Annotated in this window: 25 protein-coding genes and 1 pseudogene; 12 read left to right on the forward strand and 14 right to left on the reverse strand. The window is 59.4% G+C overall.

Going from position 1 to position 26,389, the window contains the following annotated elements; translation table 11 throughout:
* From QZ638_RS04860 to trbB, 7 genes and pseudogenes are all read right to left on the reverse strand, one after another.
* Positions 1 to 299: pseudogene (locus tag QZ638_RS04860) on the reverse strand (conjugal transfer protein TrbL); the annotation flags it as partial.
* Positions 280 to 486 carry an entry exclusion protein TrbK gene (gene trbK, locus QZ638_RS04865; protein ID WP_295807584.1) on the reverse strand — a complete coding sequence of 69 codons (207 nt, stop codon included), beginning with the start codon at positions 484 to 486 and terminating at the stop codon, positions 280 to 282. The gene trbK and the pseudogene QZ638_RS04860, both read right to left, overlap by 20 nt.
* The gene (gene trbJ, locus QZ638_RS04870; protein ID WP_295807684.1) at positions 483 to 1,235 is read right to left on the reverse strand and encodes a P-type conjugative transfer protein TrbJ; all 753 of its coding nucleotides are present in this window, start codon (positions 1,233 to 1,235) and stop codon (positions 483 to 485) included. The genes trbK and trbJ overlap by 4 nt, the downstream gene beginning before the upstream one ends.
* 19 nt (positions 1,236 to 1,254) lie before the next feature.
* Positions 1,255 to 3,702, reverse strand: a complete 2,448-nt coding sequence (locus QZ638_RS04875; RefSeq protein WP_295807586.1) for a conjugal transfer protein TrbE — start codon at positions 3,700 to 3,702, stop codon at positions 1,255 to 1,257.
* 5 nt (positions 3,703 to 3,707) lie between these two features.
* Complete coding sequence (locus QZ638_RS04880) at positions 3,708 to 4,007, reverse strand: conjugal transfer protein TrbD (protein WP_295807587.1); 300 nt, start codon at positions 4,005 to 4,007, stop codon at positions 3,708 to 3,710.
* A complete protein-coding gene (locus QZ638_RS04885) occupies positions 4,000 to 4,377 on the reverse strand; it encodes a TrbC/VirB2 family protein (RefSeq protein ID WP_295807588.1) in 378 nt (125 codons plus the stop codon). Before QZ638_RS04885 ends, QZ638_RS04880 begins: the two co-directional genes overlap by 8 nt.
* Positions 4,367 to 5,338, reverse strand: coding sequence for a P-type conjugative transfer ATPase TrbB (gene trbB, locus QZ638_RS04890; protein WP_295807589.1), 972 nt, complete (start codon positions 5,336 to 5,338; stop codon positions 4,367 to 4,369). Before trbB ends, QZ638_RS04885 begins: the two co-directional genes overlap by 11 nt.
* A 518-nt stretch (positions 5,339 to 5,856) precedes the next feature.
* Between trbB and repA the strand changes: the two genes are divergently transcribed.
* From repA to repC, 3 genes are all read left to right on the forward strand, one after another.
* On the forward strand, positions 5,857 to 7,053 hold the full coding sequence (gene repA, locus QZ638_RS04895; RefSeq protein ID WP_295807686.1) for a plasmid partitioning protein RepA: 1,197 nt from the start codon (positions 5,857 to 5,859) through the stop codon (positions 7,051 to 7,053).
* Positions 7,054 to 7,131: 78 nt separating this feature from the next.
* The gene (gene repB, locus QZ638_RS04900; RefSeq protein WP_295807591.1) at positions 7,132 to 8,127 is read left to right on the forward strand and encodes a plasmid partitioning protein RepB; all 996 of its coding nucleotides are present in this window, start codon (positions 7,132 to 7,134) and stop codon (positions 8,125 to 8,127) included.
* Between the two features lie 190 nt (positions 8,128 to 8,317).
* Positions 8,318 to 9,631 carry a plasmid replication protein RepC gene (gene repC / locus QZ638_RS04905; protein WP_295807593.1) on the forward strand — a complete coding sequence of 438 codons (1,314 nt, stop codon included), beginning with the start codon at positions 8,318 to 8,320 and terminating at the stop codon, positions 9,629 to 9,631.
* A gap of 37 nt (positions 9,632 to 9,668) precedes the next feature.
* Here the strand turns inward: repC and QZ638_RS04910 are convergent, their stop codons facing one another.
* Positions 9,669 to 9,884, reverse strand: a complete 216-nt coding sequence (locus QZ638_RS04910; RefSeq protein ID WP_295807594.1) for a hypothetical protein — start codon at positions 9,882 to 9,884, stop codon at positions 9,669 to 9,671.
* 105 nt (positions 9,885 to 9,989) lie between these two features.
* Positions 9,990 to 10,913, reverse strand: a complete 924-nt coding sequence (locus tag QZ638_RS04915) for a recombinase family protein (protein ID WP_295807596.1) — start codon at positions 10,911 to 10,913, stop codon at positions 9,990 to 9,992.
* Between the two features lie 171 nt (positions 10,914 to 11,084).
* On the opposite strand from QZ638_RS04915, the gene QZ638_RS04920 reads away from it, so the two are divergent.
* Together QZ638_RS04920 and QZ638_RS04925 are read left to right on the forward strand one after the other, a co-directional pair.
* Positions 11,085 to 11,399: a type II toxin-antitoxin system RelE/ParE family toxin gene (locus QZ638_RS04920; RefSeq protein ID WP_295807598.1), complete on the forward strand. Its 315-nt coding sequence runs from the start codon at positions 11,085 to 11,087 to the stop codon at positions 11,397 to 11,399.
* The gene (locus tag QZ638_RS04925) at positions 11,396 to 11,749 is read left to right on the forward strand and encodes a helix-turn-helix domain-containing protein (protein ID WP_295807601.1); all 354 of its coding nucleotides are present in this window, start codon (positions 11,396 to 11,398) and stop codon (positions 11,747 to 11,749) included. Before QZ638_RS04920 ends, QZ638_RS04925 begins: the two co-directional genes overlap by 4 nt.
* A gap of 16 nt (positions 11,750 to 11,765) precedes the next feature.
* On the opposite strand, the gene QZ638_RS04930 is transcribed toward QZ638_RS04925, so the two are convergent.
* On the reverse strand, positions 11,766 to 12,977 hold the full coding sequence (locus QZ638_RS04930) for a site-specific integrase (RefSeq protein WP_295807605.1): 1,212 nt from the start codon (positions 12,975 to 12,977) through the stop codon (positions 11,766 to 11,768).
* Positions 12,978 to 13,103: 126 nt separating this feature from the next.
* On the opposite strand from QZ638_RS04930, the gene QZ638_RS04935 reads away from it, so the two are divergent.
* From QZ638_RS04935 to QZ638_RS04950, 4 genes are all read left to right on the forward strand, one after another.
* A complete protein-coding gene (locus QZ638_RS04935; protein ID WP_295807606.1) occupies positions 13,104 to 14,057 on the forward strand; it encodes a DUF1403 family protein in 954 nt (317 codons plus the stop codon).
* Between the two features lie 2 nt (positions 14,058 to 14,059).
* Positions 14,060 to 14,743, forward strand: a complete 684-nt coding sequence (locus tag QZ638_RS04940) for an SMC-Scp complex subunit ScpB (protein WP_295807608.1) — start codon at positions 14,060 to 14,062, stop codon at positions 14,741 to 14,743.
* A complete protein-coding gene (locus QZ638_RS04945) occupies positions 14,740 to 15,564 on the forward strand; it encodes a hypothetical protein (protein ID WP_295807609.1) in 825 nt (274 codons plus the stop codon). The genes QZ638_RS04940 and QZ638_RS04945 overlap by 4 nt, the downstream gene beginning before the upstream one ends.
* A gap of 127 nt (positions 15,565 to 15,691) precedes the next feature.
* Positions 15,692 to 16,564, forward strand: a complete 873-nt coding sequence (locus tag QZ638_RS04950; RefSeq protein ID WP_295807611.1) for an Abi family protein — start codon at positions 15,692 to 15,694, stop codon at positions 16,562 to 16,564.
* A 79-nt stretch (positions 16,565 to 16,643) separates the two neighbouring features.
* On the opposite strand, the gene QZ638_RS04955 is transcribed toward QZ638_RS04950, so the two are convergent.
* The 4 genes from QZ638_RS04955 to QZ638_RS04970 are packed head-to-tail and all read right to left on the reverse strand — an operon-like array spanning position 16,644 to position 24,173.
* Positions 16,644 to 17,783: a UvrD-helicase domain-containing protein gene (locus tag QZ638_RS04955; protein ID WP_295807613.1), complete on the reverse strand. Its 1,140-nt coding sequence runs from the start codon at positions 17,781 to 17,783 to the stop codon at positions 16,644 to 16,646.
* A complete protein-coding gene (locus QZ638_RS04960; RefSeq protein WP_295807616.1) occupies positions 17,780 to 19,411 on the reverse strand; it encodes an AAA family ATPase in 1,632 nt (543 codons plus the stop codon). The genes QZ638_RS04955 and QZ638_RS04960 overlap by 4 nt, the downstream gene beginning before the upstream one ends.
* A gap of 11 nt (positions 19,412 to 19,422) precedes the next feature.
* The gene (locus tag QZ638_RS04965) at positions 19,423 to 22,902 is read right to left on the reverse strand and encodes an AAA family ATPase (RefSeq protein ID WP_295807618.1); all 3,480 of its coding nucleotides are present in this window, start codon (positions 22,900 to 22,902) and stop codon (positions 19,423 to 19,425) included.
* Positions 22,902 to 24,173, reverse strand: a complete 1,272-nt coding sequence (locus QZ638_RS04970) for a DNA repair exonuclease (RefSeq protein ID WP_295807621.1) — start codon at positions 24,171 to 24,173, stop codon at positions 22,902 to 22,904. The genes QZ638_RS04965 and QZ638_RS04970 overlap by 1 nt, the downstream gene beginning before the upstream one ends.
* 109 nt (positions 24,174 to 24,282) lie before the next feature.
* On the opposite strand from QZ638_RS04970, the gene QZ638_RS04975 reads away from it, so the two are divergent.
* Genes QZ638_RS04975 through QZ638_RS04985 form a run of 3 tightly spaced genes read left to right on the forward strand, consistent with a single transcriptional unit; the run spans position 24,283 to position 26,389 of the window.
* Complete coding sequence (locus QZ638_RS04975; protein ID WP_295807624.1) at positions 24,283 to 25,185, forward strand: WYL domain-containing protein; 903 nt, start codon at positions 24,283 to 24,285, stop codon at positions 25,183 to 25,185.
* Positions 25,182 to 25,784 (forward strand): DUF1819 family protein, encoded by a 603-nt coding sequence (locus tag QZ638_RS04980; RefSeq protein ID WP_295807626.1) that lies wholly within the window; start codon positions 25,182 to 25,184, stop codon positions 25,782 to 25,784. The genes QZ638_RS04975 and QZ638_RS04980 overlap by 4 nt, the downstream gene beginning before the upstream one ends.
* Positions 25,785 to 25,786: 2 nt before the next feature.
* Positions 25,787 to 26,389, forward strand: a complete 603-nt coding sequence (locus QZ638_RS04985; protein WP_295807629.1) for a DUF1788 domain-containing protein — start codon at positions 25,787 to 25,789, stop codon at positions 26,387 to 26,389.

A 26,389-nucleotide genomic window follows, 5' to 3' on the forward strand; every position in this document is an offset into this window, starting at 1 on the left:
AGGATGAAGACGAACAGGCCGATGAACATGATGCGCCGCACCAGCTCGGCGAACCATGTGTCGAGCGATGCGGTGCCGAGCGCCAGCCAGACCGCCGCAATGCCGACCTCGATGCCGGCAAGGATCCAGAACAGCGAGCGCGCCGCCTGCATAACGGTCGTCTCCCAGCCCTGCGCGGCATCCGCGACCTCATTTTCCAGCGTAGTGAGGAGCGAGCCATCCTGTGCAAGGGCGGGCTGGACAAGAAGCAGGGCGCCGAGGCTTGCGACCAGGGCGAGTCTAGTTCCCGGTGGCCTCATTGCCCTGCCCCTTCCCATTGTTCCAGCGCGGCCGCATCTCCTGCCCGCCGGTGGTGTCATACTCAGGTGGTGTGTCGAGGGGTCGGCGTGCCCGGTCCGGTGCCCCGCCAAGGTTCGGTACGACCCAGACCGCAACAGCGATTCCGACAATGACAGTGGCTGCCGCGATGATAAGTGTTCTTGTCACCAGCGCGGCTCCATCACCTGGCCGCCCGATGTCGACGGCGCATTCGAGTTGAAAAAGTCCTCGCGGCGTGTCTGCGCGAGATCCTTTGCGGCCTGTTCGGATTGATGCCAGGTCGCCATCATCGTGATCTGCTGGGAGACGAGGCCACGCAGCTTCTGTGTCTGCGCCACCTGTTGCGCGGCAATCTGATGGCCGACCTGAAGCGCCTGCATCTGTCCGACGGAGCTCTGCGACATCGAGCGAAGCTGGCTCATCGTCGCCTCTTCGCTGGCGAACTGATCGGCCGTCAGTCCGGCCGCCCGCAGCGTCGCCGAAATCGTCTCGCGATTGGTGTCCGACCACGACTGGTAGCTCGAGGAGAAATCCGCGCCGTTCGCGAGCCCTGTCTCGAACTCGGCGAAGCTCTCGAAGCGCTGCTTGAGAACGTCGTCGATATTGCCCATCGCGAAGGCGATGCCTTCGCCCTGGTTGACGAGGCTCTGGAGCGCCATGAGGTCGCTTTCGACCTGACCCCAGACGTGATCGGGAAGCTGCAGCGTGTTCTGCAGCATGTTCTCGTAGATGCGGAGCTGATTCTGGATTTGCTCGGAAAGTTGCGTGATCTGCGTGATCTGGTTCTGGATCTGCTCGGCCGACTGACCCGTGAGTCCCACCAGCTCGGCGTTGTTGAGGAGCTGCGTCCATTCGGTCGCGTTCCCGGTGACCGCACCGGCACAAGCCGGCCCCGTGAAAGCCAGGCACGCGCTCATCATCGCGGCGGTTGTGATCCTATTCACGTGTGAGAATGGCTTCGGCATTGCCGATCCCCCTTTCCATAAGCCACGCAGACGTCCAGTCCGGACCATGATCCTTGTGCAACTGGTCGATGCGTTTGAGGTCTTCCTTGCCCGAGGCGCCTGCGAACGCGAGCGCGACCGGGCCCAGCGCCATGTCGAATAGCCGCCTTCCCTCGGGGCTTGCGACGTAGTACTCGCGCTTCGGCGTCGCGGTCGCGACGATCTCGATCTGGCGCTCGTTGAAGCCCATGCGCTCATAGAATTCGCGTGTTCCCGGTTCACGCGCGGCGCCATTGGGCAGGCAGATCTTGGTCGGGCAGCTCTCCTTAAGCACGTCGATGATGCCTGAGCTTTCGGCGTCCGAGATCGACTGTGTGGCGAGCAGAACGGCGCAGTTCGCTTTCCGCAGGACCTTCAGCCACTCCCTGATCTTGTCCCTGAAGGTGGGATGGCCGAGCATCAGCCAGGCCTCGTCGAGAACGATGAGGCTGGGCGCGCCAGTCAGGCGCTTTTCGATCCTGCGGAAGAGATAGAGCAGCACCGGCACGAGATTGCGCTCGCCCATATTCATCAGCTCTTCGATTTCGAAAGTCTGGAATGCGCCGAGCGCCAGCCCGTCCACTTCGGCGTCGAGCAATTGCCCCATCGGCCCATCGACCGTGTAATGGTGGAGCGCATCCTTGATTTCGCGCATCTGCACCCCGCTCACGAAATCCGAGAGCGAGCGGCCGCGCGCCGATGCCATCAGTCCGACCTGCCGCGATATCGCGTTGCGATGATCTGGCGTGATCGCAACACCTTGCATGGCGATCAGCGTCTCGATCCATTCGCTTGCCCAGGCTCGGTCTCCGTCGGTCGACAACTCGGCCAGCGGGCAGAACGAAAGGGAAATCTCTTCCCCTCCCCCGATCTCGTAGTGATCGCCCTCGGCGGCGATCGTGAGCGGGCGCAGCGACCGGCCCTTGTCAAAGGCGAATATCTGCGCGTTTTTGTAGCGGCGAAACTGGGCCGCGATCAACGCAAGCAATGTCGACTTGCCCGAACCGGTCGGACCGAACACGAGCGTATGCCCTACATCGTCGACGTGAAGGTTCAGTCGGAAGGGCGTCGAGCCCGAGGCGACCTGCATCAAGGGTGGGGATCCGGTCGGATAGAACGGGCACGGCGCGGTCGTGCTGCCAGACCAGACCGAGTTGAGCGGAATGAGGTCCGCCAGATTGCGCGTGTTGACGAGCGGTTCGCGGACATTGGCATAGGTGATGCCCGGCAGGCTGCCGAGATAGGCTTCGGTCGCGTTGAGTGTCTCGATGCGCGCGCCGAAGCCTTCGGCCTGGATAAGTCGGCGCACCGCCTCGGCCCCGTCGCGCAGCCGCGCCTCGTCGCTATCGAAAAGGACGATCACCGGTGTGTAGTAGCCAAAGGCGACGAGTTGGGACGAGGCCTCGGCAATTGCGTCCTCGGCCTCGGCGACCATCATCATCGCGTCCTGATCGATCGCACGGCTCTGGGTCTGGAACAGTTGGTCGAAGAACGGCCGCACCTTCTGCTGCCACTTCTTCCGGGTGCGTTCGAGTCTTGCACGCGCTTCCTGGTCGTCGAGGAAGATAAAGCGGCTCGACCACCGGTAAGTGAGCGGTATCAGGTCGAGCGAAGTTAGGATCCCCGGCCAGCTCTCGGCCGGAAACCCGTCGATCGCCACGACCGCCAGATACCGCCCGTCGACCACAGGTGACAGGCCGTGGTGGAACTCGGCAGTGGCCAGCCAGTCGAGATACATCGGGATCGCCGGCAGGCGCACCGGATGGCTCTCGCCCACAATGCAGAACCGGATGAAATGGAAGAGTTCGTCGTACCGGACCTCGCGGTCGGTATCGGTGTCGGCGACCGTGCGCGTCACCATGCGCCGGATCGAAAGTACATTGGCCAGATACTGCTCGAACTCGCGGATAGACGTGCGGAAGGTGTCCAGGACCACATCGGCGTAGGTCTCCGAGCGGCTGTCACTGTCAGAATAGACATAGCGTGCGAGGCCCGAGTGCCGCCGCCCGGGCGGCCGGTAGGTTAGAATGATGGCGTGCTGGCTCTCAAAATGCCCGCTCTCGGCCTCGAATTGCGCCCGGCGTTCATTGTCGATCGCGCGCGTTACCGAGTCGGGGAAGTGGCAGTCCTCGCGCGCCGGATAGGCAACGGTCGGGATGCGGACTGCCTCGACCTGGATCATCCAGCCCGAGCCGAGACGGGACAGGATCGTGTTGATCTGCCGCGACACCTCGTTGCGCTCGAGGTTGGTCGAGCTCTCCGAATCCGGGCCGGCAAAATACCAGCCGGCCATGACCGACCCATCCTTGAGCAGGATCATGCCATCGTCGACCAGACCCGCATAGGGTAGAAGGTCGGAGAAGGACGGGCGGGTGTTGCGAAACTGACGAAGCGCGACCATTCCAATCAATGCCTCCGCCACGGTGAGGCGGTCGGACGATAGTCCGCGCGATAGCCGATATGGCGCAGATAGACCTGTCGCATCATCGGATCGGCTTTGGCCATCATGCGAAGCGCAGCCAATACGGCGGCCCAGATGGCGATCCCGAGCAGCACGGAGAACCACGTCAGGACCACGAAGATCAGGATCACCGCGGCAAGACCGGTCAGCAACACCATCTCCCGATCGGCTCCCATCAAATGGTTCGGGCGCGAAAGCGCCCGATGGATGCGGGATCGTGCGAAAGCAACGCCAGGCTCAGCCATCGCTCCCCTCCTCTACTTCGGCCTGCGGCGCCTCATCGGCAGGATAGCCGATCGAGGCGCCGCTCGCGCCGAACAGGCCGACGATCTGGGTGGCGCCGAGGAGGATGCCGGCGACCAACACGACATACATTAGCCTGCGCGCGAAATCGTTGAGCTCGCCGCCGAAGATCAGCATGCCGCCTGCGACCGCAACGGCGGCTAGCGCGATGAAGCCCGCAACTGGACCGGTGATGGACTGCTGTATCTGTTGAAGCGGCCCTTCCCAGGGCAGACCGCCGCCACTTGAGGCGAGCGTTGGCGTGGCAAGCGCGACAAGCAAGAGCGTTGCCGCGACCGGTACGGCAGCCAGAGCGTGGATGTTATGCGGCATGATTTTCCTCGTCGATCTGGGGATTGTGATCGGTCGTGTAGCGCCCGCCGTCGAAGCCCGTGACATGCACGACATCACGCACCCGCCGCCCGTGGCCGGCGCGTTCGATCGAAACGACGAGGTCGACCGCTTGGCCGATCACCTCACGCATCGGCTGCTGGCTTACCTCCGCGGTCAATTGTTCGAGGCGGCAGAGCGCGGAGATGGCGCTGTCGGCGTGAATTGTCGTCAAGCCGCCCGGGTGGCCGGTATTCCATGCCTTGAGGAGGGTCAGCGCGGCGCCGTCGCGCACCTCGCCCACGATGATCCGATCCGGCCTCAGCCGCATCGTGCTCTTCAAAAGCCGGGCCATGTCCACTGTGTCGCTGGTATGAAGGGCGACCGCGTTCTCGGCGGCGTACTGGATTTCCGAAGTGTCCTCCAGAATGACTAGGCGGTCGTCGGGTGACAGCGAGATAATCTCCGCAATCACGGCGTTGGCCAATGTCGTCTTGCCTGATCCGGTGCCGCCGCTGATCACGATGTTCATGCGCGAAGCAACGGCGCTCCGCAGCACGATTACCTGGCCGTGGGTCATGATTCCGGCGCGCACAAATTCCTCCAGTGGGATGAGCCGGGAAGCACGCCTGCGGATGGTGAACGTGGGTGCGGCGACGATCGGTGGGAGCAGACCCTCGAAGCGGTGCCCGCCGATCGGGAGTTCGCCCGAGATGATCGGCTGGCTTGCATCCACTTCGGTCTGCAGCGCATGGGCCACGCTGCCGATAATGATTTCCGCGGCACCGGGCGCGAGCGCGCCGATGGACGCAATCCCCTCCCCCAGCCGTTCCACGAACAACCGGCCATCCGGATTGAGCATAATTTCGACGACGAGCGGATCGTCCAGTGCGTGACAGATCGTTTCGCCGAGCGCATCCTGAAGCTTGCGCACGAGCCGAGAATCGGAGGGAGTCGAACTCATGGCTCGCTCCTTCCCGAGATTGTCAGGCCACCTTCGTTACGGCCAGTCATTGCCGACATTGCGTCCACCGCGACTACTCCTTTGCGAGATGCAGGTCTTGCCCGAATGACCAGAATTGATCACCCCGGCAGAAGTGCCGGGGTGGTTCCCTGATTTGCCCTGGATACCTTTTTGGCAGGGGCGTTGACGCGACTCACTTTGCTGAGTCGGGTTCAAAATCGGCAGGGATCCGCCAATTTCGGATCAGTGACGAGGCTCAGCCGGCGCGGTCGCTGTCTCCCCTGTCAAAACTGCCGGGATAAAATCTTGAGTTAAATGCGCGGAGGGTGCGGCGTAAGTGACGGAAAAAACGATAAGAATTGGCTCAGAGCCGAAACTAGACGCTCTCTCGGCGCGACTCGTACTAGGGTTTCATTAACCAAAAACTGCTTGCGCCCAATCCAGAATCGCCCATAGTAATAACGCTTTCCCATGTGTTGTTTTGGAAAAAGCGTTATTTCAAGGAAAGAGAGAGCTCGGTGGTGCCGGTCATAGAGCAAGAAGAGTTGGATTTCGACGAAGAGATCATCCAGCAGGGTGAGTTGATCTCTGACCGGTTGAACATGCTCCGTTTGGAACAGTATCCGCCTGATGCGCAAAAGGGACTGCGATTGTTCTCCCTTGCGGAGGTGGCAGATTTCATTGGTGTAACGCAAAACCACATCAAGAAGCTTCACCTCGACGGAAAGGGTCCTGTTCCGACGGTGTCATCCTCGGGCAGACGCTCCTACACGGCAGAGCAAATGCTGGAGCTTCGACAGTATCTCGACAAACACGGCCGAAGCGACGTGAAGAACTATGTACCGTGCCGTCGCGAGGGCGAGCACCTGCAAGTGATCTCTGTTGTCAACTTTAAGGGGGGGTCGGGCAAGACAACAACCACGGCCCATCTTGCACAGTACCTTGCACTTACAGGGCACCGGGTTCTGGCTATCGACCTTGACCCGCAAGCATCGCTCACCGCGCTTCACGGCATTCAGCCCGAGCTCGACAAGAATCCATCCTTGTTCGAAGCACTGCGCTATGACGATGGACGGCGCTCAATTAAGGACATAATCCAGCCTACCAACTTCCCGGGACTGGATATCGTTCCTGCGAATTTGGAACTCCAAGAGTACGAGTACGAAACGCCATTGGCGGCCGCCAACTCGCATGAGGGCCGCCTCTTCTTTACGCGCATCTCAAGAGCTCTCAAGGAAGTGGACGACCAGTATGATGTGGTCGTGATTGATTGCCCGCCGCAGCTCGGTTATTTGACACTCACCGCTTTGACCGCTTCCACAGCAGTGCTGATCACGGTGCATCCCCAGATGTTGGATATCATGAGCATGAGCCAGTTCCTGCTGATGCTTGGCGGTATCTTGCAGTCCATCAAAGGTGCCGGTGCCAAGGTCAGACTCGACTGGTTCCGTTTCCTTGCAACCAGATATGAGGCGACAGATGGGCCCCAGGCGCAGATGGTTGGCTTTATGCAAGCTATGTTCAGCAAGAGAATGCTGAACAATCAAATGGTGAAATCTACAGCTATCTCTGACGCCGGGATCACCAAGCAGACGGTTTACGAAGTCGAACGTGCCCAGTTCGTGCGGGCGACCTACGATCGGGCCGTCGAGTCTTTGAACGCAGTGAACAGTGAAATCACCACTCTCGTTCACAAGGCTTGGGGTCGAAAATGAATCCAAACTTGACAGCCGTGCAAATCGCCAAAAAACAGAGGCAACTCAACAAGATATCGTTGATTTCAGGTATGACGAATGGCTAGAAAGCATCTTCTCGCGAATATCGGCGTGCAGCCAACAAAGCTGGCGCATTCCACCAAAAAGGAGGAATCACGCGTCGAATATGCGCGTCGTGGTGCGTCGCGTTCAATGATGCAGTCGCTTGATGATCTAGCAGAAAATTCGATGCGGGTGCTTGAGGGTGACGTGATTGTTTCGCTGGACCCAGAGAAACTGGACCCCTCCCCCTACCAAGACCGTATCGGCGAGGATCCGGGGAAAGACCAAGAACTCCTTGAAGCGATCAAGGAAGCAGGGCAACATCAACCTGTTCTGGTTCGACCGAATCCCAACGACAACACGCGCCATATCATTGTTTTCGGACACCGCAGGGTGCGCGTCGCCAAAAAGCTAGGCCAAAACGTCAGAGCGGTCATCAAGCCCCTCGAAGAGATTGCTCACGTGATTGCGCAAGGCCAGGAGAACTCGGCTAGAGACGATCTCAGCTTCATCGAGAAATCGCTGTACGCACGACGGCTCCAAGAGTCCGGGATCGATAAAGGCACGATCAAGAGCGCTCTCACCATAGATGACACTTTGCTGTCCAGAATGCTCTCGGTAGCCGAAACTGTCCCTGCCCCTGTTCTCGACGCTCTTGGTGCCGCCAAGGGCATAGGACGTGATCGCTGGGAAGACCTCAAAAAGATCGTTCAGATCCCCGCGAAAGCGGCGCAAGCGTTGGAATTGGTTCAGTCGGACGCATTCTTGGGGCTAGAGGAAGGCGATCGGTTTGGCGTTCTCATTGAGAAGCTCAAGGTCTCCGGCGCAAGGAGGCCTAAAAAGCACCCTCCTGCGGAAAGTGCCTGGAGCCTATCCAACGACGCCGTGAAGGTCTCTACCAAGGATAACGGGAAAGCTTTCACCTTGGCTTTGAAATCCAAGGACGCCTCGCAGTTTGGCGCCTATCTCTCGAATAGACTAGAGCGTCTCTATCAGGATTTTCAGGAGAACAGAGAGGAGGGCAGCGACTAAATCAACGGCCGGAACTTGCGGCCAGAAGGAAATTTGGCAAAGAAAAAGGCCACCGAAATCGCTTCCGGAAGCCCTCTCTTATTGTGGTGATTAGAGAATCGCACTTCCGAGAATCACAGTCAAGGCTCTTTTGAGTCGTGAGCGTCGATTCGGCGAGCAGTTTTCTATTGCCTAGCGATAGGTGAAGAAAATGCAGACGCATACCCCAACGACGCCCTTTGGGCGGCGAACGATGTCGCTTGGCATGATGGCAAGTCAGGCCGTGGCGAAGACTGCGCCGGAAGGCGCGTGGGTTCAGAAGTGGAAAGTGTTCCACTCGATCCGGGAAGCACGCCAGCTGATAGGCGCCACGGACCGTTCACTCGCCATTCTCAATGCCTTGCTCTCGTTCCATCCTGAAGCGGAGCTTTCGAGCGACGGCGAACTGATTGTGTGGCCGTCGAACGAGCAGCTGAGCGCCCGCGCTAATGGCATGCCCCCGACCACACTGAGACGCCACCTGGTTGTCCTGGTTGAGTGTGGGCTGATCGTCCGCCGGGATAGCCCCAACGGCAAGCGCTTCGCCCGCAAAGGCCGGGGAGGGCAGGTGGAACAGGCCTACGGGTTTGATCTGTCCCCGATCGTTGCGCGGGCCGAAGAGTTTCAAGAGCTCGCCGAGGCCGTCCAGACCGAGAAGAAGGCCTTCAAGGTCGCCAAGGAGTGCCTCACGCTTCTGCGCCGTGACATCGTCAAGCTGATCGAGACCGGTATCGAAGAGAACGCCCCAGGCAATTGGGGCAGGGTGCAGCAGACCTATCAGGCTATCATCGGCCGGCTGCCACGATCCGCTCCGCGACAGCTTGTTGAAGACATTTGCCGCGAGCTCCATGATCTCTACGCGGAAATACTCGAGGTATTGGAATCATTTGCAAAAACACAAAAATTGGACGCCAATGAGTCCCAATATGGATGCCACATACAGAATTCAAAACCAGACTCTATATCTGAATCTGAACAAAGCTCTCGAAAAGAAGATGAAGCGGTCGGCAGCGCTGCAGAAAACGACAACCTGCGGAGCTTGCCAAAGCGAGAGTTGCCATTGGGGATCGTGCTTGATGCGTGCCCCAACCTGAAGGATTTGGCGCAAGGCGGCGAAATCCGCCACTGGCGGGACTTTTTGGCGGCCGCAGAGGTAGCCCGGCCGATGCTGGGTGTCAGCCCGAGCGCCTGGCGGGAAGCCTGCGAGGCGATGGGCGAGGCACAGGCCGCGATTACGCTGGCGGCGATCCTGCAACGCTCCGATCAGATCAACAGCGCCGGAGGATATTTGCGCAGCCTGACCGACAAGGCGCGGGAGGGCCAGTTCTCGACTTGGCCAATGGTCATGGCGCTGTTGCGGGCGAAGCTGGACGCCGGCAAGGCAGCAAAGACAGACCACGAGCCGCCAGATGGCGGCAAGGATGGGGAAGGGGGCTTTGCTGTCTCGGACGCCCTGCTGAACTCGCTACAAAAGCCGAGAACGTGATGATGGAACGCGTTGGATCTCGGAGGCGGCCATCGGCTCAATCGCCGGAATCATCGATCAGGCCGTCGAAGCTGTCGAGGAGCGCGTCCACAATGACCTGGCCGAGAGCATTGGCGGCTTGGGTGATCTGGGTTTCGTCTCCGGTTCGCGCCGCGGTCGCCAGTGCCGAACGTTGGTCCGTAAGTATCGAATTGGCCCGCTCGATTGCCCATTCCGCGAATTCATCGCGGGTGTTGATGGTGATGGTTTCCATGGAGGTTCGCTCTCGGATTTACGGATTGTTGGCCATGTTCTGGCTATGGTCGCAGCGCGCGATTTATACAGCGTCCGCGCTTTCCAGTCATTTTTGCTTCTGCGTTCAGGTCGTCTCGAGGTGACCGCTTCGTCTTGCCCTGTCGAGGAGGTTCTTGACGGACGACGGCGCCCATTTCGTCCCACCTCGCGGGGTGCGCTCATGAAGACGCTCAAGCTGGCTGGCGATCTCGCGCAAGGTGAGTTCCGGATTGGAAGAATGAATGCCCGCCACCAACGTCATCAGACGGTCCTCGGGCAGGCGGGGCGAGGATTTCCGCAGAAGCGATTTGTCGGCCATTCCCTCGCTTACCATCCATTTCACGGCGCGTCGGAGCCGTTCGGGGGTCCAGTCGAACCCGCGCTGCCTGAGGACACGCGAGATGTCGTCCCAGGTGTGATCTGGACGCAAGCGCCGAACGGTTGGAAGCCACTGATTGGCTGTGGACTGGATGCGTGCGCCATAGGCCGCCTTTTGAGCCGCCGTCATCCTGGCCAGCGCCTCCGGCCGGCGTTCGCGAATACCAGGATTGCCTGGTAGCCGGCCCTTTGCCTTTGCGGCTTTGATGCCGGCCTTGGTGCGCTCGGAATTGAGGGCTCGTTCGAGCTGAGCCACAGCGCCCAGAACCTGCAGCGAAAACATGCCTTGCGGTGTCGTGGTGTCGATGGGATCGGTCAGCGATCGGAAATGGGCGCCCTTGGACGTGAGCTCCTCGATGACCTCGAGCAGGTGGCTGACTGAGCGCGCCAGACGATCGAGGCGAACAACGACAAGGGTATCGCCGGCGCCGATCTCCCGGATAAGGTTGGCGAGGGCAGGGCGTGCCCGCGAGGCGCCGGCGCCGTGCTCCTGGATGATTGTCTCGCATCCGGCCGACCTCAGTTCCATCTCCTGCGCTTCCGTCGTCTGCTCCTCCGTGGAGACGCGCGCATAGCCGATAAGTTGGCTCGGTGGCCGACGAGAAGATGGATTTTGCGGTGCTTTGGCCATTTGGAGCGCCTGTGAACCATATATAGAGAGATTTTCCAAAATTGGAGGATACGGATAACTGATCGATTGAAGGTGTCTTTTGGTGGATCGGCCATTGACTCTACCCAGTGCTGGCTCATATATGACCCATTGGGTTATAGGAAGCGCATGCAGACTGTCGCAGAGACACCATTGTTCATCAAGCAGGCGACGGCGCTGTTTAGCGAGGATGAGCGAAAGGAACTGATCGATTTTCTCGCTGCAAATCCTCAGGTGGGTGATGAGATACCAGGTACCGGTGGCGTTCGTAAGATGCGGTTCGGTGCCAAAGGCAAGGGTAAGCGCGGCGGCGCAAGGGTCATCTACTACTGGTACAGCGATGACGCGCCAATCTACGCGCTGTTAGCATACGGCAAGAATGAAAAGGTCGATCTGAAGCCGGACGAGGCAAAAGCGGTTGCAGCCTTCGCCAAGGCGATCAAGGCAGCGAACAGGAGCAGGGCATGAGCGAGATGACAAAATTCGGTGCTGAACTGATCCAGTCTATGTCGGAAGCTCTGGCGCACGCACAGGGTAAGGACGTTCCCGGTGTCAAGGTGCACAGCGTCGATGTTGGCGCGGTGGATGCCAAAGCCATCCGCAAGAAGCTCGACTTGACACAGGATGAGATGGCCACAGTGCTGGGAACCAGCCCATCCGGCTACAAGAAGTGGGAGCAGGGCACGCGGCAGCCAAGCGGTGCGGCCCGTACACTGCTTCGCGTCATGGACCGGGAACCTGAGGCGGTTCTGCGTGCACTTTCGCCCAATGATCCCCAGGCAAACGTCAATAACAAAACTCCTGCAGCTGCGCACTGAGCAGGGGAGGGGCCTTTCAAAGCCCCGAGGCCTTGGTGAGGTTGACCCTAAAGCGATCGCGCCGTCTCTGGTATTTTCGGGTCATTTCGGCACTGGTGTGGCCAAGCTGTTTCTGCACGTAGCGCTCATCGACTTCGGCCGAAGAGGCGAGGCCAGACCGTAATGAGTGTCCGGCAAAGAGCCTTCCGCGCTCACCCTCCGGCAGATCGCCGCGCACGCCCGCGGCCAAGGCGGTGCGCTTGACCAGCCGCGCGATCTCCTGGCTGTTGAGGCGATCGGCACCCACCTTCTTTCCTTCTCCGGTGACACGACGGAACAAGGGCCCATGGGCGATGCGGGCGAGTTTGAGCCAGGTCTCGAGCGCGACAATTGGACAGGTGGCGTCGGACGAACCGCGGCCGATCTCGACTTCGCGCCAGCCGGTCTTGCCGCGCAGCGTGACGAGCATGCCCTTGTCCAGGATCTCGATCCAGCCCCGGCCGTCCTCGGTCTGGTCGCGGCCCAAGTCGAGCCCGACGATTTCGGAGCGGCGCAGGCCGCCGGCAAAGCCAAGCAGAAGCATGGCCCTGTCGCGCAGGCCGCGTAGGGTTCCGCGGTCGAGCGTTTCGAGCATGGCGATCAGATCCTCGGGCAGCACCGCCTCCTTTTGCCGGGGCGGGGCGGCATGCTTGTTGCGGATGCCGGACATGACGGTGGCGATGTGGCGGTCCTTCCTGTCGAGCGGCTGGCCGCGCTGCGCATAATTCCAGGACAGTGAAGACAGTCGGCGTTCGATGGTCGACACGGAGTTGGGCTTTTTGTCGCCGCTGACCGTGCCGGACGCGCAGGCCGTGATGTAGAGGCCAACGACCTGCGGATCGGGCGGGAACACCTCGAGGCCCTGGCGCCGGCACCAGCCTGCAAAGTGCTTCCAATCCGAAGCGTAGGCGCGGCGTGTGTTTGTGGAACTCGCCGCTTCGACATAATTTCGTGCCCGGTCTGCGAGCGCATCAAGATTCGCCGCTCGGCTCGTGGGCCCGACGACAGGAAGGGAAGGTGAGGGGACTTCATTCTCCTCGGTCGCGGCCAACTGGGAGTGCTCGCTGAAAATGGCGTCCAGGTCGATATCGGGCAATTGGTCTGTGGAACCGGCCGGTACGGTCTGATCGACACCTGGGGACGGTTGCTGTGATTCAGCGGAGCGTCCATGAGCACTGTTTCCGGGGTTTTGATTGACAAGAGGTACCATTTTTAGACAGTCACACAAAACGAGCGATAATGCAAGATTATCGTTCGTATTTATTCCCTAACAGCCGGTGCGGATCGTCCCGATTATTCTCGCATAAACCGCACATCATGTGTATTCTGATTTGTAATGAATCGCCATGCCGCACCAGCAGAATCGTTTGGCTTACCCGTACCGCGCGTGCCCGCCTGGGCGGTGCCGCGCGCTGCGGTCGATAGCGATGTCGAAGCCGCCTACATGGCCGGCAGCGCCCTGAATTCGCTCGATAATCTGGTGCGGTCCGATGGCCCATGGCTTGGGGCATGGCGGCAGAGGCTTGCTTTGAAGGCCTCCGCTGCGAGCGTGAAGCTGATGCGCCGCACCGAGGATGAATCGGCCTTGCGCGATGCCTGGTTCTTGCGCCAGCCCGGTGACGATCCGGGGCCAGCCGGCAACGTGCTTTCGGCATGGCGAAAGCTCGCTGGCCGATCGCTGCCTTTGTCGGTTGAAGATCTGCAATCTGTCGCCGAATTGCTCGGCGCCACCTGGTCGGACGCCTTTGCCGGTCGAATAGAGGACATTGCCGGCGACGTGCGTTCGTCGGCTCCCGCGCCGCTGATCGCCGCGCGTGCCGCCACGGCGATTATGCGCGAAGACCCGAAAGCTGAAATCCTGGCTTGGTGGTTGGCCGACTGCGCACTGTCATGGCGCATGGGCTGGACCCATGCTGTTCCGTTGCTCGCGACCCAGATCCACGCGGCCGTGCTTCGCACCGGTCCGGATCGTCGCCGGGGGCGCCCCGATGCTCCTGGCTTTGAGCGGGCAATCTGCCTTGCCGCCGCAGCCGGGGCGGCCGAGGCCTGCCGGCATGCCGCTGGCATTGCCGAGAAGGCAGAACGCCTGAACGATGTCACGCCGAAGCTGCGCGCCAAGGGGGCAGGGGACGTGATCGCCCTGTTGCTGTCCGACGATGCCGTGTCGGGCTCCTTCACCAGCAAGGAGATGACCCGCTGGGCCAGCCGCCGGCTGTTCGATCGCCTGCAGCAATTTGATGCTGTGCGTGAACTTTCCGGCCGGTCGTCCTTCCGGCTGTACGGGTTGTAACCATGGGCCGTCCCTCACGCGAAACAGGCCTATTGGATACCGAACTCGACGCCTTGCCTCCCGAGCTGCGATGGCGCGAATGGATGACTCGCGTCGAAGCGGTCATCTTCGCCGCGCCCGATCCGGTCACCCGGGACATGCTGGCGCGCCTGGTCGGCCGCGAGTGCAGCATCGATCTGCTGATTGAGGATATTGCCAACGAGCTTGCGGCACGGCCCTATGAGATCGTAGCCGTTGCCGGCGGCTGGCAGTTTCGCACCCGGCCGCGCCAGGCCGGTGTGCTGAAAGCCGCCTTCGGCGGCACCACCACCGGCGCCGACATCACCGAGGGCGAGATGCTGGTGCTGGCCTCGATCGCCTACCACCAGCCGGTCACGCGGGGCGCGCTGTCAGACATGCTCGGCCGCGAGGTGTCGCGCGATGTCATCGGCCATCTTCGACGGCTCCACCTGATCGCGTCCGGGCCGCGATCACCACAGCCCGGCGCGCCGTACACCTATGTTACGACGAAAAAATTCCTCGGGCAGTTCGGGCTCGATACGCTGCGCGATCTGCCCGACCTGGAAGCGCTCGAAGATGCCGGCCTTCTCAGCAGGACAGATATGGCGGATGGGATGCCGGTCGCCGAAGCTACAACGACAGAAGCCATAGAGACTGAGGTCGATGGGTGGGGAGAAACGACATGACCGACGAAGAAGTGAAGCGGCTCGATCCTACGCCATCGACCATCAAGAAGTTGTTTGCTTATAGCGGTAATCAGTGTGCAATGCCGGATTGCCGCGAGTTCCTGGTCGATGAGACGGGCGCAATGCTCGGCAAGATCGCCCACATTCATGCTGCGGAGAAGGGCGGGGTACGGTTTAACGATAAGATGACCAACGAGCAGCGCCGCGCCTTCGACAATCTCATGCTGGTTTGTGGCAAGCACCACGACATCATCGACTATCCCGAGAATGTCAAGATCTATAAGCCGGAGGTGCTGCGCTATTACAAGACGGAGCACGAGGGTCGCTTCCGGCGCGCCGAGCGTCAGCTGATCGAGCAGGTCACCGATACCACGCAGGCGACCCTGCCGACCTATCCTAGGACGATGAGACGCATTGGAGAGGTTCTAGGCGTCAGCGAGATGGTCGACCATGATGAGGAAATCGAAGGCATCAGATCCTTCATCGACCGTCTGAAGGAGTTGCCGCTCGAACAACGTGATTTCGCCGTCAAGCTGGCCATCCGGATGCGGCGTCAAGACGCCGAGAAGCTGCTCGACGAGGACGTGACGGGAGCTTTTCAGATTGGCAACACCAAGCTTCAGAACCATATGCGTGTTCTGGATCATCACGGTCTCGGCGGCATCAATGAGGGGCACAATTATCGGGAGTATTTCGTGGAGCTGTGGGATCGAAAGCCGGGCGGCAATCCATGGATCAAAATGCTCGAATTCTGCGATCAGACAGGCGTGAGCATCGATACACTCGTTTACGATCTCGATTTCTCCCAGTATGACGAGTAAACGTCCGGCTGCTTGGTTGGGCTTGCTGAGATGCAGGGCCGCGCGTGCATCTTGAAGCTGGAGGCCAAACGGGTTATATATTGGAGGTCACGGGCCGCCACACGACTCCTTCGGGAAGTGCAAAAGGGTGGCCCTTCGCTTTTTTATGGCATTGATACCATACGCCAAAGCGCATGCGACCGCGGCACAGCGGGTAGCCCATTTGAGGGCGAGAGGTCTGGTTGTCACCAGGCCAAACGTAGCTGCGCGCAAGATCGAAGCGATTGGCTACGAACGTCTCCGCATCTATTTCCTAAGCCGTCGACAGACGAACATTGCCGGCAAGCCGTTTGTGCCGGGCACTCGATATCACGACATAATCCGGCTCTACGAATGCGACGCACGGCTGCGCGCCGCATGCTTCCAGGCCGTAGGACAGTTCGAACTTTTGCTGCGCAACAGCATGTCCGAAACACTCAGCGCCGCCCATGGAAGCCATCCCTATTACATTACGGCAGCGTTCAAGGATGCGAGCGCCAATTTAGCGGCGTTACAGAGCCTCGCTCGGGTGTACGATAATTCCAAGGATCGTCGCGCCAAACATTATCGCGATACCTACGGAACACCCGTCATGCCGCCGATCTGGACGATGAAGGAATTTCTGACGTTCGGGGCCACATCGCGGATCTTGCAGTGCCTTGCAGGGCCGCTGAAGACCCAGATCGCCGGTCAGTTCGGTGTAGGCTCTGACCTGGTGTTCACAAACTGGGTGGAGGCGCTTGTCGATCTGCGTAATATCTGCGCGCACCATGACCGGCTTTTCAATAGAAGCTTCCAGAAGCAACCCAGCCGACTTAGAAGTGCAGGCGTACCGTCAGCTCAACCGAAGACGCTTAAAGCCATTCTCGAGTGCCTCGACCATCTTCTGACTCAACGCGGATCGCCGTCAGAAATTACAGACAGGGTACATCGGGTCATTCTGCGATATCCGGAGATGAACCCCGCCGAAGCCGGATATTAACTCAAAATCGCCAGCAATAATGCGACAAAGCGGCCGACCCGGCCGATCAATACTGTGACGAAGTCAAGTTCGTTCGCAATCAATCATAGATCGAGAAACCAGGGATGCTCTGGCCATGAGGGATATCATGGACAACAGCAACGACGTGACGAGCGCGCGTCAATGCGACATACAGCTTAGCACGGGTCTCGCCTTCTAGCTTGATTTGCGGGTTCATGAGCCACGACACCATACGTGCCGTGGGGTAGATCAGGATGCGATCAAACCCGAGTCCTTTGGCGCGTCCAAAATTGAGCGTCGGCAGATCAGCAGACGCGACTTTGACATTGGCACCCCAGCGAAGCTGTACCGGTCGGCCGGCTTCGATATAGCGAGGTAGGTCCTTGCGACGGACAATATGAAGTCCGGCATCTTCGGGGACCGGCTTCCGGCAATCTGCACAGTTGCAGGCCGCAGTCGCCGCCATTGCGGGATAGAGTTTCGACGAAAGCGCACATATCGCCGCGCTGTTGCGGTGCGAACTGGCCAGGCTGGTCACATCGATTTCACATGCAAGCTTCTTTGGCAGGGTGTCGCGGATGAAATCCGCTATTCCACCGTTCCTGTATTTCTCGTAACGGGCTTCCAGATGGGTGAGGTAGGTCACCTGCCGCGGGTCACCGACCAGAACGACATCGGAAGGGCTCTTTAATAACGCCATCAGGATATCGAGGTCGTAACCGGCAAGGTCCTGCACCTCATCGACAAAAATGTATGGGTAGATGCGGGAAAATCGCTCGAATACCGCGCCGGCGGATTCCTTATTGCAGCGTATGACCAGCTTGGCCAATTTGTCGGAATAGACACGATTGCGGCGGTCAAAATAGTAACGCTGGAATTCATTTTCACCCCAGTAGACGGGGAAGCCCTTGGCATTTTTATAACGTAGTCCGGATCGCTTCGCATCAAGCAGCATGCCTGCGACGTCCCAATCGAAGAGTCGGCCCTGGAAAGGTTTGACGCCATGCTCGATCAAAAGGCTGAACCATGTCCGGATATGGACGTTGCCTGGGACCGAACCGTAAATCTCGAAGAATTTGCGGCGGATCTCTTCTTCGTTCGATTCCGTGTAAGTTGTGATAAGCACCCGCCTGTCCTGAACAGCAAGTGCCCGCCTCACAAGATAGGTTGTTTTTCCCGATCCGGCCGCCGCGATGACTAGCTTGTTCGGCCCCGTCATGGAGCGATCGCGTCGAGGATATACTGCGGATAGGTGATTTTGGTCGGCGCCGAGAAGATCGCTAGCGCGCAATCGGTCTTTTTCCGCAACATGTATTTATGAAGCTCGTCGACCTTGTGATCGGTGCCGAAGAGAAGGTTGAAAGCGTCAACGCTGTTCGCCTTAAGGAGCTTTGGCTCAAGCGTATTATAGTTGAAGGGCTTGCCGCCTACGATCAGGGTGCCTGTATCGATAACAGGGTCATAGCGGATTTTGATGTGGTCGATGCCTTCGTAATCCGCGTATTTCTTTTTCAGCTTATCGACATTGCCATCATTGTCAGTTGCCACGACGACGGGGATTTTCAGAGCCTTCGCCAATTCAAGGAAGCGTAGGAAAGCGGTGCCCACCGATATGACATCAATTTCGTCATCGATCGGCAATCTCCCACTATTGGCGTCCATGTAGGCCCGCTGGACGATCAACTCGTCGCAATCTCCTTCTACGAGGATCGATTTCTTCGCCAATACGAGACGCAAAGTGTTGTACCCGGGAAGCTTATGAAAGAAGTCGCTGGCCTTGAAATCCTTGACGCGCGTCACGCGCGCTTCCCGCAGCAGTATGAGATGGTCCAGACCCAGCTTGTTCGCGACGAAACTGCTATGCGTAGTAATAATGACCTGCTTCCCGCTGTTGTCGGTGCTGATGTCACTTAGGAGCTGGTTGAGCTTGGAATGCGAGAGATGATTTTCCGGTTCTTCAATCAGCAAGACGGTCGCCTCTCTGAGTTTCTTGCTGCTAAGCGCGAGCCTCGTCTTGATAATGCATTGCTCTCCCTTACCGATATGGTGGAATGGGATCCCGTCGATATAGGTCATAAGACTGCTTTCCCACGCATTGTGAGATGACATATCCACGGAGATGCTCACATTTTTTCGACTAATCTTGGCCGCTTCCGCCAGCCTTTCGTTTATCGAGCCCACATGGTCATCGTTTTTGAAGGCATCCTTGAGCTTCCGATGCGCCTGGGAGATCGCGACACGCTCCTTCTCATCAAGAAATTCCTTGACGATACGCGAGATGTACATATCCGAGCCGCCCTGTACGCGGGTGCTCGTTGAATCGATCAGTGCGGATTTGATTGGAATGGTTCGCGCTGTCGCGGGCTGGCGGGAAAACTCCCACCACTGGACCTGATAGAATTCGAGAGGAATCGAGTTGATCTCCTTGGTCTTCAGGAGCTCGGTATAGGGGCCGTCATACTTTTTATCGAACTCAATCGAGAAGAGGAGTCCAGAACGGTTGTCGTTCTTCTCGGAATTTTTATTTCCGCGCAATTCTTCCATCACTTCCTTATCACCGGAGAGGAACAACTCGATTTGGATATCCGGCGGGGGTAGTGGATGGGGCGTTCCGATACTATTCAGGTATTCACGCTCAACGTTTCGGTTAAATAAGTAGGGTGAAAGTTCGTTGCGCAGGTACCTTCCGTTCAGAATGCCGGTAAGGCAGAGATGGATGGCTTCGAGAAGCGTAGATTTACCAGCCTCGTTGTTGCCGACAATTATATTAACGCCTTGGTTAAGATCAACCTCGAACCAGCCTTCAAAGCACTTAAAGTTCTTGATCTTGAGTTTCTCAATATACATCAGAGATCGCCCTACATTATCTCGTGAATTTTCACCGTCGGCACAACCTGTGCGGCAATCTCGCACAGGTGCCGATGGTGCGTTAGGTATGCGACCTGCCCGACCTGAGCCATTTGCCCAAACAACCGGAACACCTCCTCGGAGCGTGGCTCGTCGAAGGTCTCCATGATGTCGTCGGCGATGAAGGGCACCGACGGACGCGCCGTTGCGAACTCCTCGTACCCGGCCAGGCGCAGCGCCAGGTACAGCTGGAACTGCGTGCCCTTGGACATCTGCACCGCAAGCTTGGAGCCGCCATGCCGCGATAGGCCGATGAGCGCCTCACGATCCTTATCGGGCCGCGTCGCAAGGCCGGTATACTCGTCGCGTGTGATCAGCCGGAACGCCTCGGATGCCCGGTTCATCATCGCGCTGCGGTGCTTGTCGCGGTAGGCGCGAATGCCGTGCTCGGCGATCAAGCTCCCGCTCCTGAGACGAAGATAGCGCAGCGCCAGATCCTCGATTTCCAGAAGCGATGTGCGCCGGTTCGCCTCGAGGCGGGCAGCGGCATCATCGCCGCCGATGGCGGTCAGACGATCGGTGGCCCGCGCCTTATCGGCGAACAGGTTCTTTGATCGGCCGTCAAGATCTTCAAGTCGCGTGATGAGCTCGGCCTGCTCGCGCTGCAGTTCGGCCAGGTCGGTATTGGCAAGACTGGCCATTGCAGCCTCCAGCGATTGCAGCTGTGTGTCACCGACGATCTGTCGTTCCAGCCTGCTCTGCTGCTCGACCAACTCATTTCTTTTGCGGCAGCGTTCGAGAGCTTGCCGAACATCCGCAAGCCCATCGACCTGGAAGAAGTCGGTCAGTTCCGTCTTGCGCGCGGCATGGACCGCGATCTCACTGTCCAGCCGCTCGAGTTCGGTCGCGAGATCGACAAGGGATTGGCCCCGTTCCTGCCGCTTCGCTTCGGCCTGGCTGGCTTCCTCGCGCCGCCGGAGCAGGGCCTTCGCGGCGTCAAGGGGAGCACTGCCGTCGAATGTTTCGCCGAGAGCCTCATGCAGGCGAGCAACCGCCTCGACAAAAGACTTTCGATCTGCCTCCATGGAGTCAATGCGATGCAGCAGATCATCCTTCTCGCGCAAGGCTTCGGGGAGGCCGGTGAGCGCGTCGAGAAGCTCACGGACGGCGCCGACTTTTCCATCCTCGTTGAACCAGGTGCTTTCGAGGGCGTTCGACCAATCTGTCTGCCACGCATCGGATGCCGAGATGGCGTCGTCGAGCCCCGCTTTTCGTCGAACCGCGGCCGATTCCAATTCACCGACGCGCTTCAGCGCGTCCTGCCGTTTGGTCTGCATGGCAGCATGGTCCGCCAGGATGGTGTCGGCTGCCTGTATCAAGTCCGCGATATCCAGACCATCGACATCAATCCCGACGCCGATCAGGATCGTTGCGAGCGTATCCTGCTCCTTTGCGAGCGCAGCATTGGCGTCTTCGGCGTCCCTCAAGGCAAGGCGCAGATCATCCCACGCAGCTAGCACCGAGGTGCGGGTTTCAGCCCATCGGGCGACCCTTGTCAGCCATGACGCGACGGACGCATCGTCATCCAGATCGATTTCCGCTGGCGTTTCCGTCCTGATCTCGCGTCGCAATATCTGCAGTCCGTCATCGGTCTTCCGCAGCAGCTGGCGTTGCCGGTCAATGCTTGCCCTGTCTACCGCCATCCCGGCGGTCATGGAGCGCAGCTCCTCGAGTTGCCTGGCGCTGTTCAGACGTGCGGTCGCGGCTGCATCGGTCGCTCGCATGCGGGTTTCGAAGCGATCGGCCGTTTCCCGGTCGAGGACCGACAGATGCTGCGCCCAGGCGTCGTCCCGTTCCAGAAGGGCCGCCTTTGCCTCCTCATCATCCATGATGTCGATCGAGCCGCGGAGTGCAGCCAGACGTGCCGCATCTTCCTCCTGCTTCGTCGAGAGCTCTCGTTCGCGCTCGACGATCTGCGAGCGACGTTTCTCCAATTCGCTGTGAGTCGACTTCCAGGAATCGACGCGATCGGCCGCGGGCGGTGAGATGCGCCGGAGAGCGTCGCCGTCACCGGCCCATGGGTGGAGTTCGATTGCGGCATCGTCGAAGACTTGGCGCTTGGCGGGGACAGCTCGCTCGGCTAGTCTGAGTTCGGCGACAAGATTGCCGTCGCGTAGGCGACGCAGCACCGACTGAAGCTGTGCGACCTTGCCAGCATCGAGGGCGGCATCCTGGCCATCGAGCGCTTGGCGCTCGCGCTGCTCTTTCTCGACAGCTTGCCGGGCCGCCTCATGCTCCTTTTCAGCAGATTGCCGTGCGACGTCGACGCCGGACTTCGCGCTGATCAGATCTCGCAGCGCCCCGATCGTCGCCGCCGGTATCAGCAGTGATTTAGGATCCCCTACATCTGTCTGTCCGAGTGTTGCCAGAATGAGATCGATCTTGCGCTTCGATTCCGACAGCGCCTCTTTTCGTTTGGGCAGATCCTCTTGCGCGGTCGCGTAGCGTGCGGTTGCATCCGACAGCTGATCGAGCTGATCCGCCATCTCAAGCAGAGGGTTCTCGACCACGAGCCCTTCGAGTTCCTCCCGGACCTTCTGCTCGCGCTGCTTGAGGCCGGTCAGCTCGGTTTGAAGCCGAGTCTCTTCGACAATCAGGTCTGGAAGTGCGGACGCCCACTCGGCGGGGGGACTGGGCAGGTCCGCATAGTCGGAAAGTTGCTCGGCACCCTGGCGATATTCGGCCGCCAAGGGGTGAGCCCGCAGGACGCGTACGATCTCGTCGTGGCGGGCCTTTGCCGTCCCGATCTCCTTCATGACGGCGTCATAGGCGGATTCAGCCTGCTCGAGTGCTGTCGTCAGCGTTCTGTAGGCCGAGGCCTGGACGTCGATATCATCGCGCTGCGATTTGAGTTCGGCGATCTGGCGCTTCACGACGGCGATCTTTGTCGAGCTGGCACGCTTGCGGAAAATGCCGTCGGCTTCGGCGGTTGCGGCTTCGAGAATGGAACTGATGCCGGCAAGGCCGGCGCTTGCCGAGAACAGCAACTGCCCAAGGTCGCCCTTGCTTTCCAGAATGGCGTTGCCGCCATCTTCCAGCGTCTGATCGTCGAGCGAGAACATCATACTATAGGCGTCGCGCGTCAGTCCGGCGAGCGGAACGCTCAGCAAGGCCTCGTTCACCGGCTGTCCATACGCGTCAAGCAGCGAGTTGCTGCGCTGCTTGACGCGCTTGAATTCATGCACCTGCCCGTCAAATTCGAGGCAGGCGCCGATTTCCATCGCCTTGCCCTGGTGCAAAAAGCTGTACTTCGTGCGCTCTTCGATCCCGAACAGCAGGTCCAGATAGGCCGACAGCGATGTGGATTTGCCTGCCTCATTCAGGCCGTAGACAATGTGCAGGTCAGGGGTGCCGGCGACATGATCCCCGAAATCGATCGAATAGTCGGTGAACTTGCCGTAGCGGGTGAGATCGAGCCGGCGCAGCCGCATCAGCTGATCTCCGACACGTCTGGTTTGAGCCGGGCCAGCATGTCCTCGCTCACCTCCGTCAGCAACTGGTCGATCAGGGCTTCGAAAGCGGTTTCGTTATCGCCGCTGAAACCGCGTGCTTCCGGTGGCAGATCGTCGCGCAGTTCCTTCACCAGATCACGGACGGCCTCGCGAACACCATGCTGAGTGAAGATGTCGCTGCGCATCAACTCGCCGAGTTCCAGGACCGGGTCGGCAGTCGTACCTCCAACGGGAGCGGTGACCGGTGCCGTGGTCGCAATCTCGATCTTTTCGATCCAGGTCTTCCCTAAACCCTCGGCCCGCTGTTCGGTCTCCGCCAGCAGCAGATCGCGATCGCGGCGCAGCTGCCAGGACAGAGGCGTCGCTCCCGTTACCCGAAGGCGGCCGACAAGATGTGGCGAGCATGTACGGTCGCGGGCCAGCCCAATGCCTTGCTCGATGAGTTCGGCCGCCTCTTGCCAGGTCGTGGCAGATGTAAGGTCGACCGGGATTCGCTCGAACTGGGCAACGCTCGTCGCGCGTTCTTCGGCGGTGAGGCTACGATCGTCATTGACCGTTACGAGGGTGACTGTCTTCTCGCCGGCCTCGTTGATGTCGCGGCCTTGGGGCATGCCGGGCATGATCACCATGCGGTCGCCGGCATGTTGGGCCCGGACGTGGACATGCCCCAGTGCCCAGTAATCAAAGCCCCAGCCATGCAGGTCGGAAGCCCTGCACGGCGCATAGAGATCATGGCCGGGCGCGCCGGCAAGGCTCGTATGCATAATGCCGATATTGACTGTGTCGGGGGCAGGGCGGCGATATTTTTCCAGCAGGCTCTCTGGCGCATGGGGCTTGGCGAAGCTCAGGCCGTGAATGACAAGAGCGAGATCGCCATGTGCGAGGTCGACGGCGTGTGGACGGCCGCCGAACACGGTCACCGTCGGCGGCAGGATCAGTTCCTGGGTGATTCGCGAAAGAGCATCGTGATTGCCGCGAATAATGAAGGTCCTGATACTCGCCTCCTGAAGCCGCCGCATCTGACCTGCCAAGAACCGTGCGGTCTTCATCGATGTCTGGTCGCCGTCGTAGAGATCGCCCGCGATGATCAGCGCGTCGACTTGTTCGTCAATGCAGAGATCGACAATGGCGGTGAGGGCCTGACGCGTGGCGTCGCCAACTAGCTCGGCGAGGTCACTGTTGCGCAGCGCCAGCGAGCGCAGTGGGGAATCAAGGTGAAGATCGGCCGTGTGTACAAATCGAAATGACATACCGTGCCTGCTGGGTGGATTGACAAGAGGTGTCTCGCTAGTATAGAAACTATACGGGAATCAAAAGAATGTCCATATTAATTATAAGCCCATAGATTTGAGGCGAGAAATGCTGAAATGGGGTGTCGAGAGGCGACTGGAGTTCATCGAATTCCGCCTGTTCTGGGAGGGGGGCGTCAATCGCTCTGACCTGATCGATACGTTTGGCGTTTCGGTTCCGCAGGCATCAAAGGATTTGACCCTTTATCAGGAGCGCGCGCCGCTGAACGCGGTCTATGACAAAAGCGCGCGCCGCTATGTTGCCGGGCCGGAATTTCGACCGGTGTTTCTTGATCCGGATCCGGATGCCTATCTCATGCGGCTGCGCTCGATGGCGGAAGGTTTCGCCGAGCCAGGCTCTAACTGGCTTTCGACTCCGCCTGACATGGATATCGCACTTACTTTGCGCCGTAAGATCGATACCGAAGTTCTGCGTTCAGTTCTGGCGGCAGTGCGGGATGAAAGGTCGCTAGAGCTTCACTATCAATCCATGAACCGCGATCGACCCGATCCCGCATGGCGGCGGATCACCCCCCATGCGTTTGGCTTTGATGGTCTGCGCTGGCATGTTCGCGCCTGGTGCCATGAAACGGCGCGGTTCAAGGATTTCCTGCTTTCGCGCGTCCTTGGATACGGCGACTTCGGTGAGCCGGGCGCCGGAGCGGCACAGGACAGGCTGTGGCAAGAATCATTCGACATCATCATTGTGCCGCATCCCGAGCTGTCCGCCGGTCAGCAGGCGGTGGTCGCAAAAGATTACAACATGGTGGATGGGCGCGCTGTGCTGACAGTTCGCTACGCCATGCTGTTCTATGTTCTCAAGCGACTGGGGCTTCTTGAAGGGGCCAGGCTGCGTGACCCCCGGACCCAGCATATCGTTGCAGCTGACGAACAGGGGGTTGCCGCCGCCCTTGAGCGTGCGCAGCACGAGTTCGATGACGCCGACGCAGCCAGCGAGGCCGCGCCCCGATGATGTCTGCCGTACCGAAATACCGGATGTCCTTTGGTGTGGGTGGGCTGATGCTCAATGAGAGCCTCGTGATTGCGCAAGGCTATCAACCCGGTGAGAGCTGGGCGTCTGCTCGTGACCGCTTGCTGGCCCAAGGCGCATCATCCTTACCCAAACTGGCCTCTCAAACCCGCACGCTTCGTGAAGTCTACGACCGGATAGGCCATCTCTCGGATGCCGAGCGCCATTACCTGTCGGCAGAGGCTGACCGCGCTGAACAGCAGGCAATGGTGTGGCTGGCGGTTTGCCGGACCTATCGCTTTGTTTACGAATTTGCAGTCGAGGTAATCAGCGAACGCTACCAATCATGGCGGCTTGACCTGGGTCATGAGGTTTTTGACCGCTTTCTCGCGGAGAAAGCCGAGAGTGATCCTGGCCTCGCTAAGCTTTCAGCTTCAACCTGTGCGAAATTGCGTCAGGTCCTGTATCGGATATTGCGTGAAGCTGGCTTGAGAAGTGTCGAGGGCAGAATCCAGCCGATTTGGTTGTCGGGGCGCATGAAGCGGCTGATTGAGGAGAGTAATTCGGCGGACTTGCGGGTGTTTCCCGGAAATTGGGGGTAATTGTGGGCACGAAAACTGATCGGCGCGCCCGCGCCGAGCACCTGTTCAGGGTAATTTCCAGCGATCGGTTCTTGCAAAAGCAAGGGCTGGGAAACGAGGTTCCCTTTTTCATCTGCGCTTTTGATGCCGAAGACGGATTGAGCCTAGGCGAGGATCGCGAGGATCTGATCGCCCGGCTGAGCCACGCTGGTGTGCGTGTACTCGATATCGATCTCTATGACCTTTCACTCAGGATCCTCGAGGACCGGGGAATCTTCGAGCAGATCCTTGAGGTTGAAGCGGAAACGGAAAAGGCGGAGCTCAAGGAGCTGCTACAGGGCGTTCTGGACCCGCACGCGCACCTCATTCCAGAGATTGCGCGGCGCATTGAAGAAGTCCCGCACGACGTGATCTTCCTGTCAGGCGTAGGCGAGGTTTACCCCTACCTGCGGTCGCACAACGTACTCAACAACCTGCAAAGCACCGCGAAAGACCGCCCAACCGTCATGTTCTTTCCGGGAAAATATACGCACGCGCTGGCGACAGGAGCATCGCTGGAACTGTTCGGCTTGCTGCATGACGACAAATATTACCGCGCGTTCAATATCATGAATTACGAGGTCTGA

This window comes from uncultured Nitratireductor sp. (genome assembly GCF_913053745.1).
Classification (GTDB): Bacteria; Pseudomonadota; Alphaproteobacteria; order Rhizobiales; family Rhizobiaceae; genus Nitratireductor.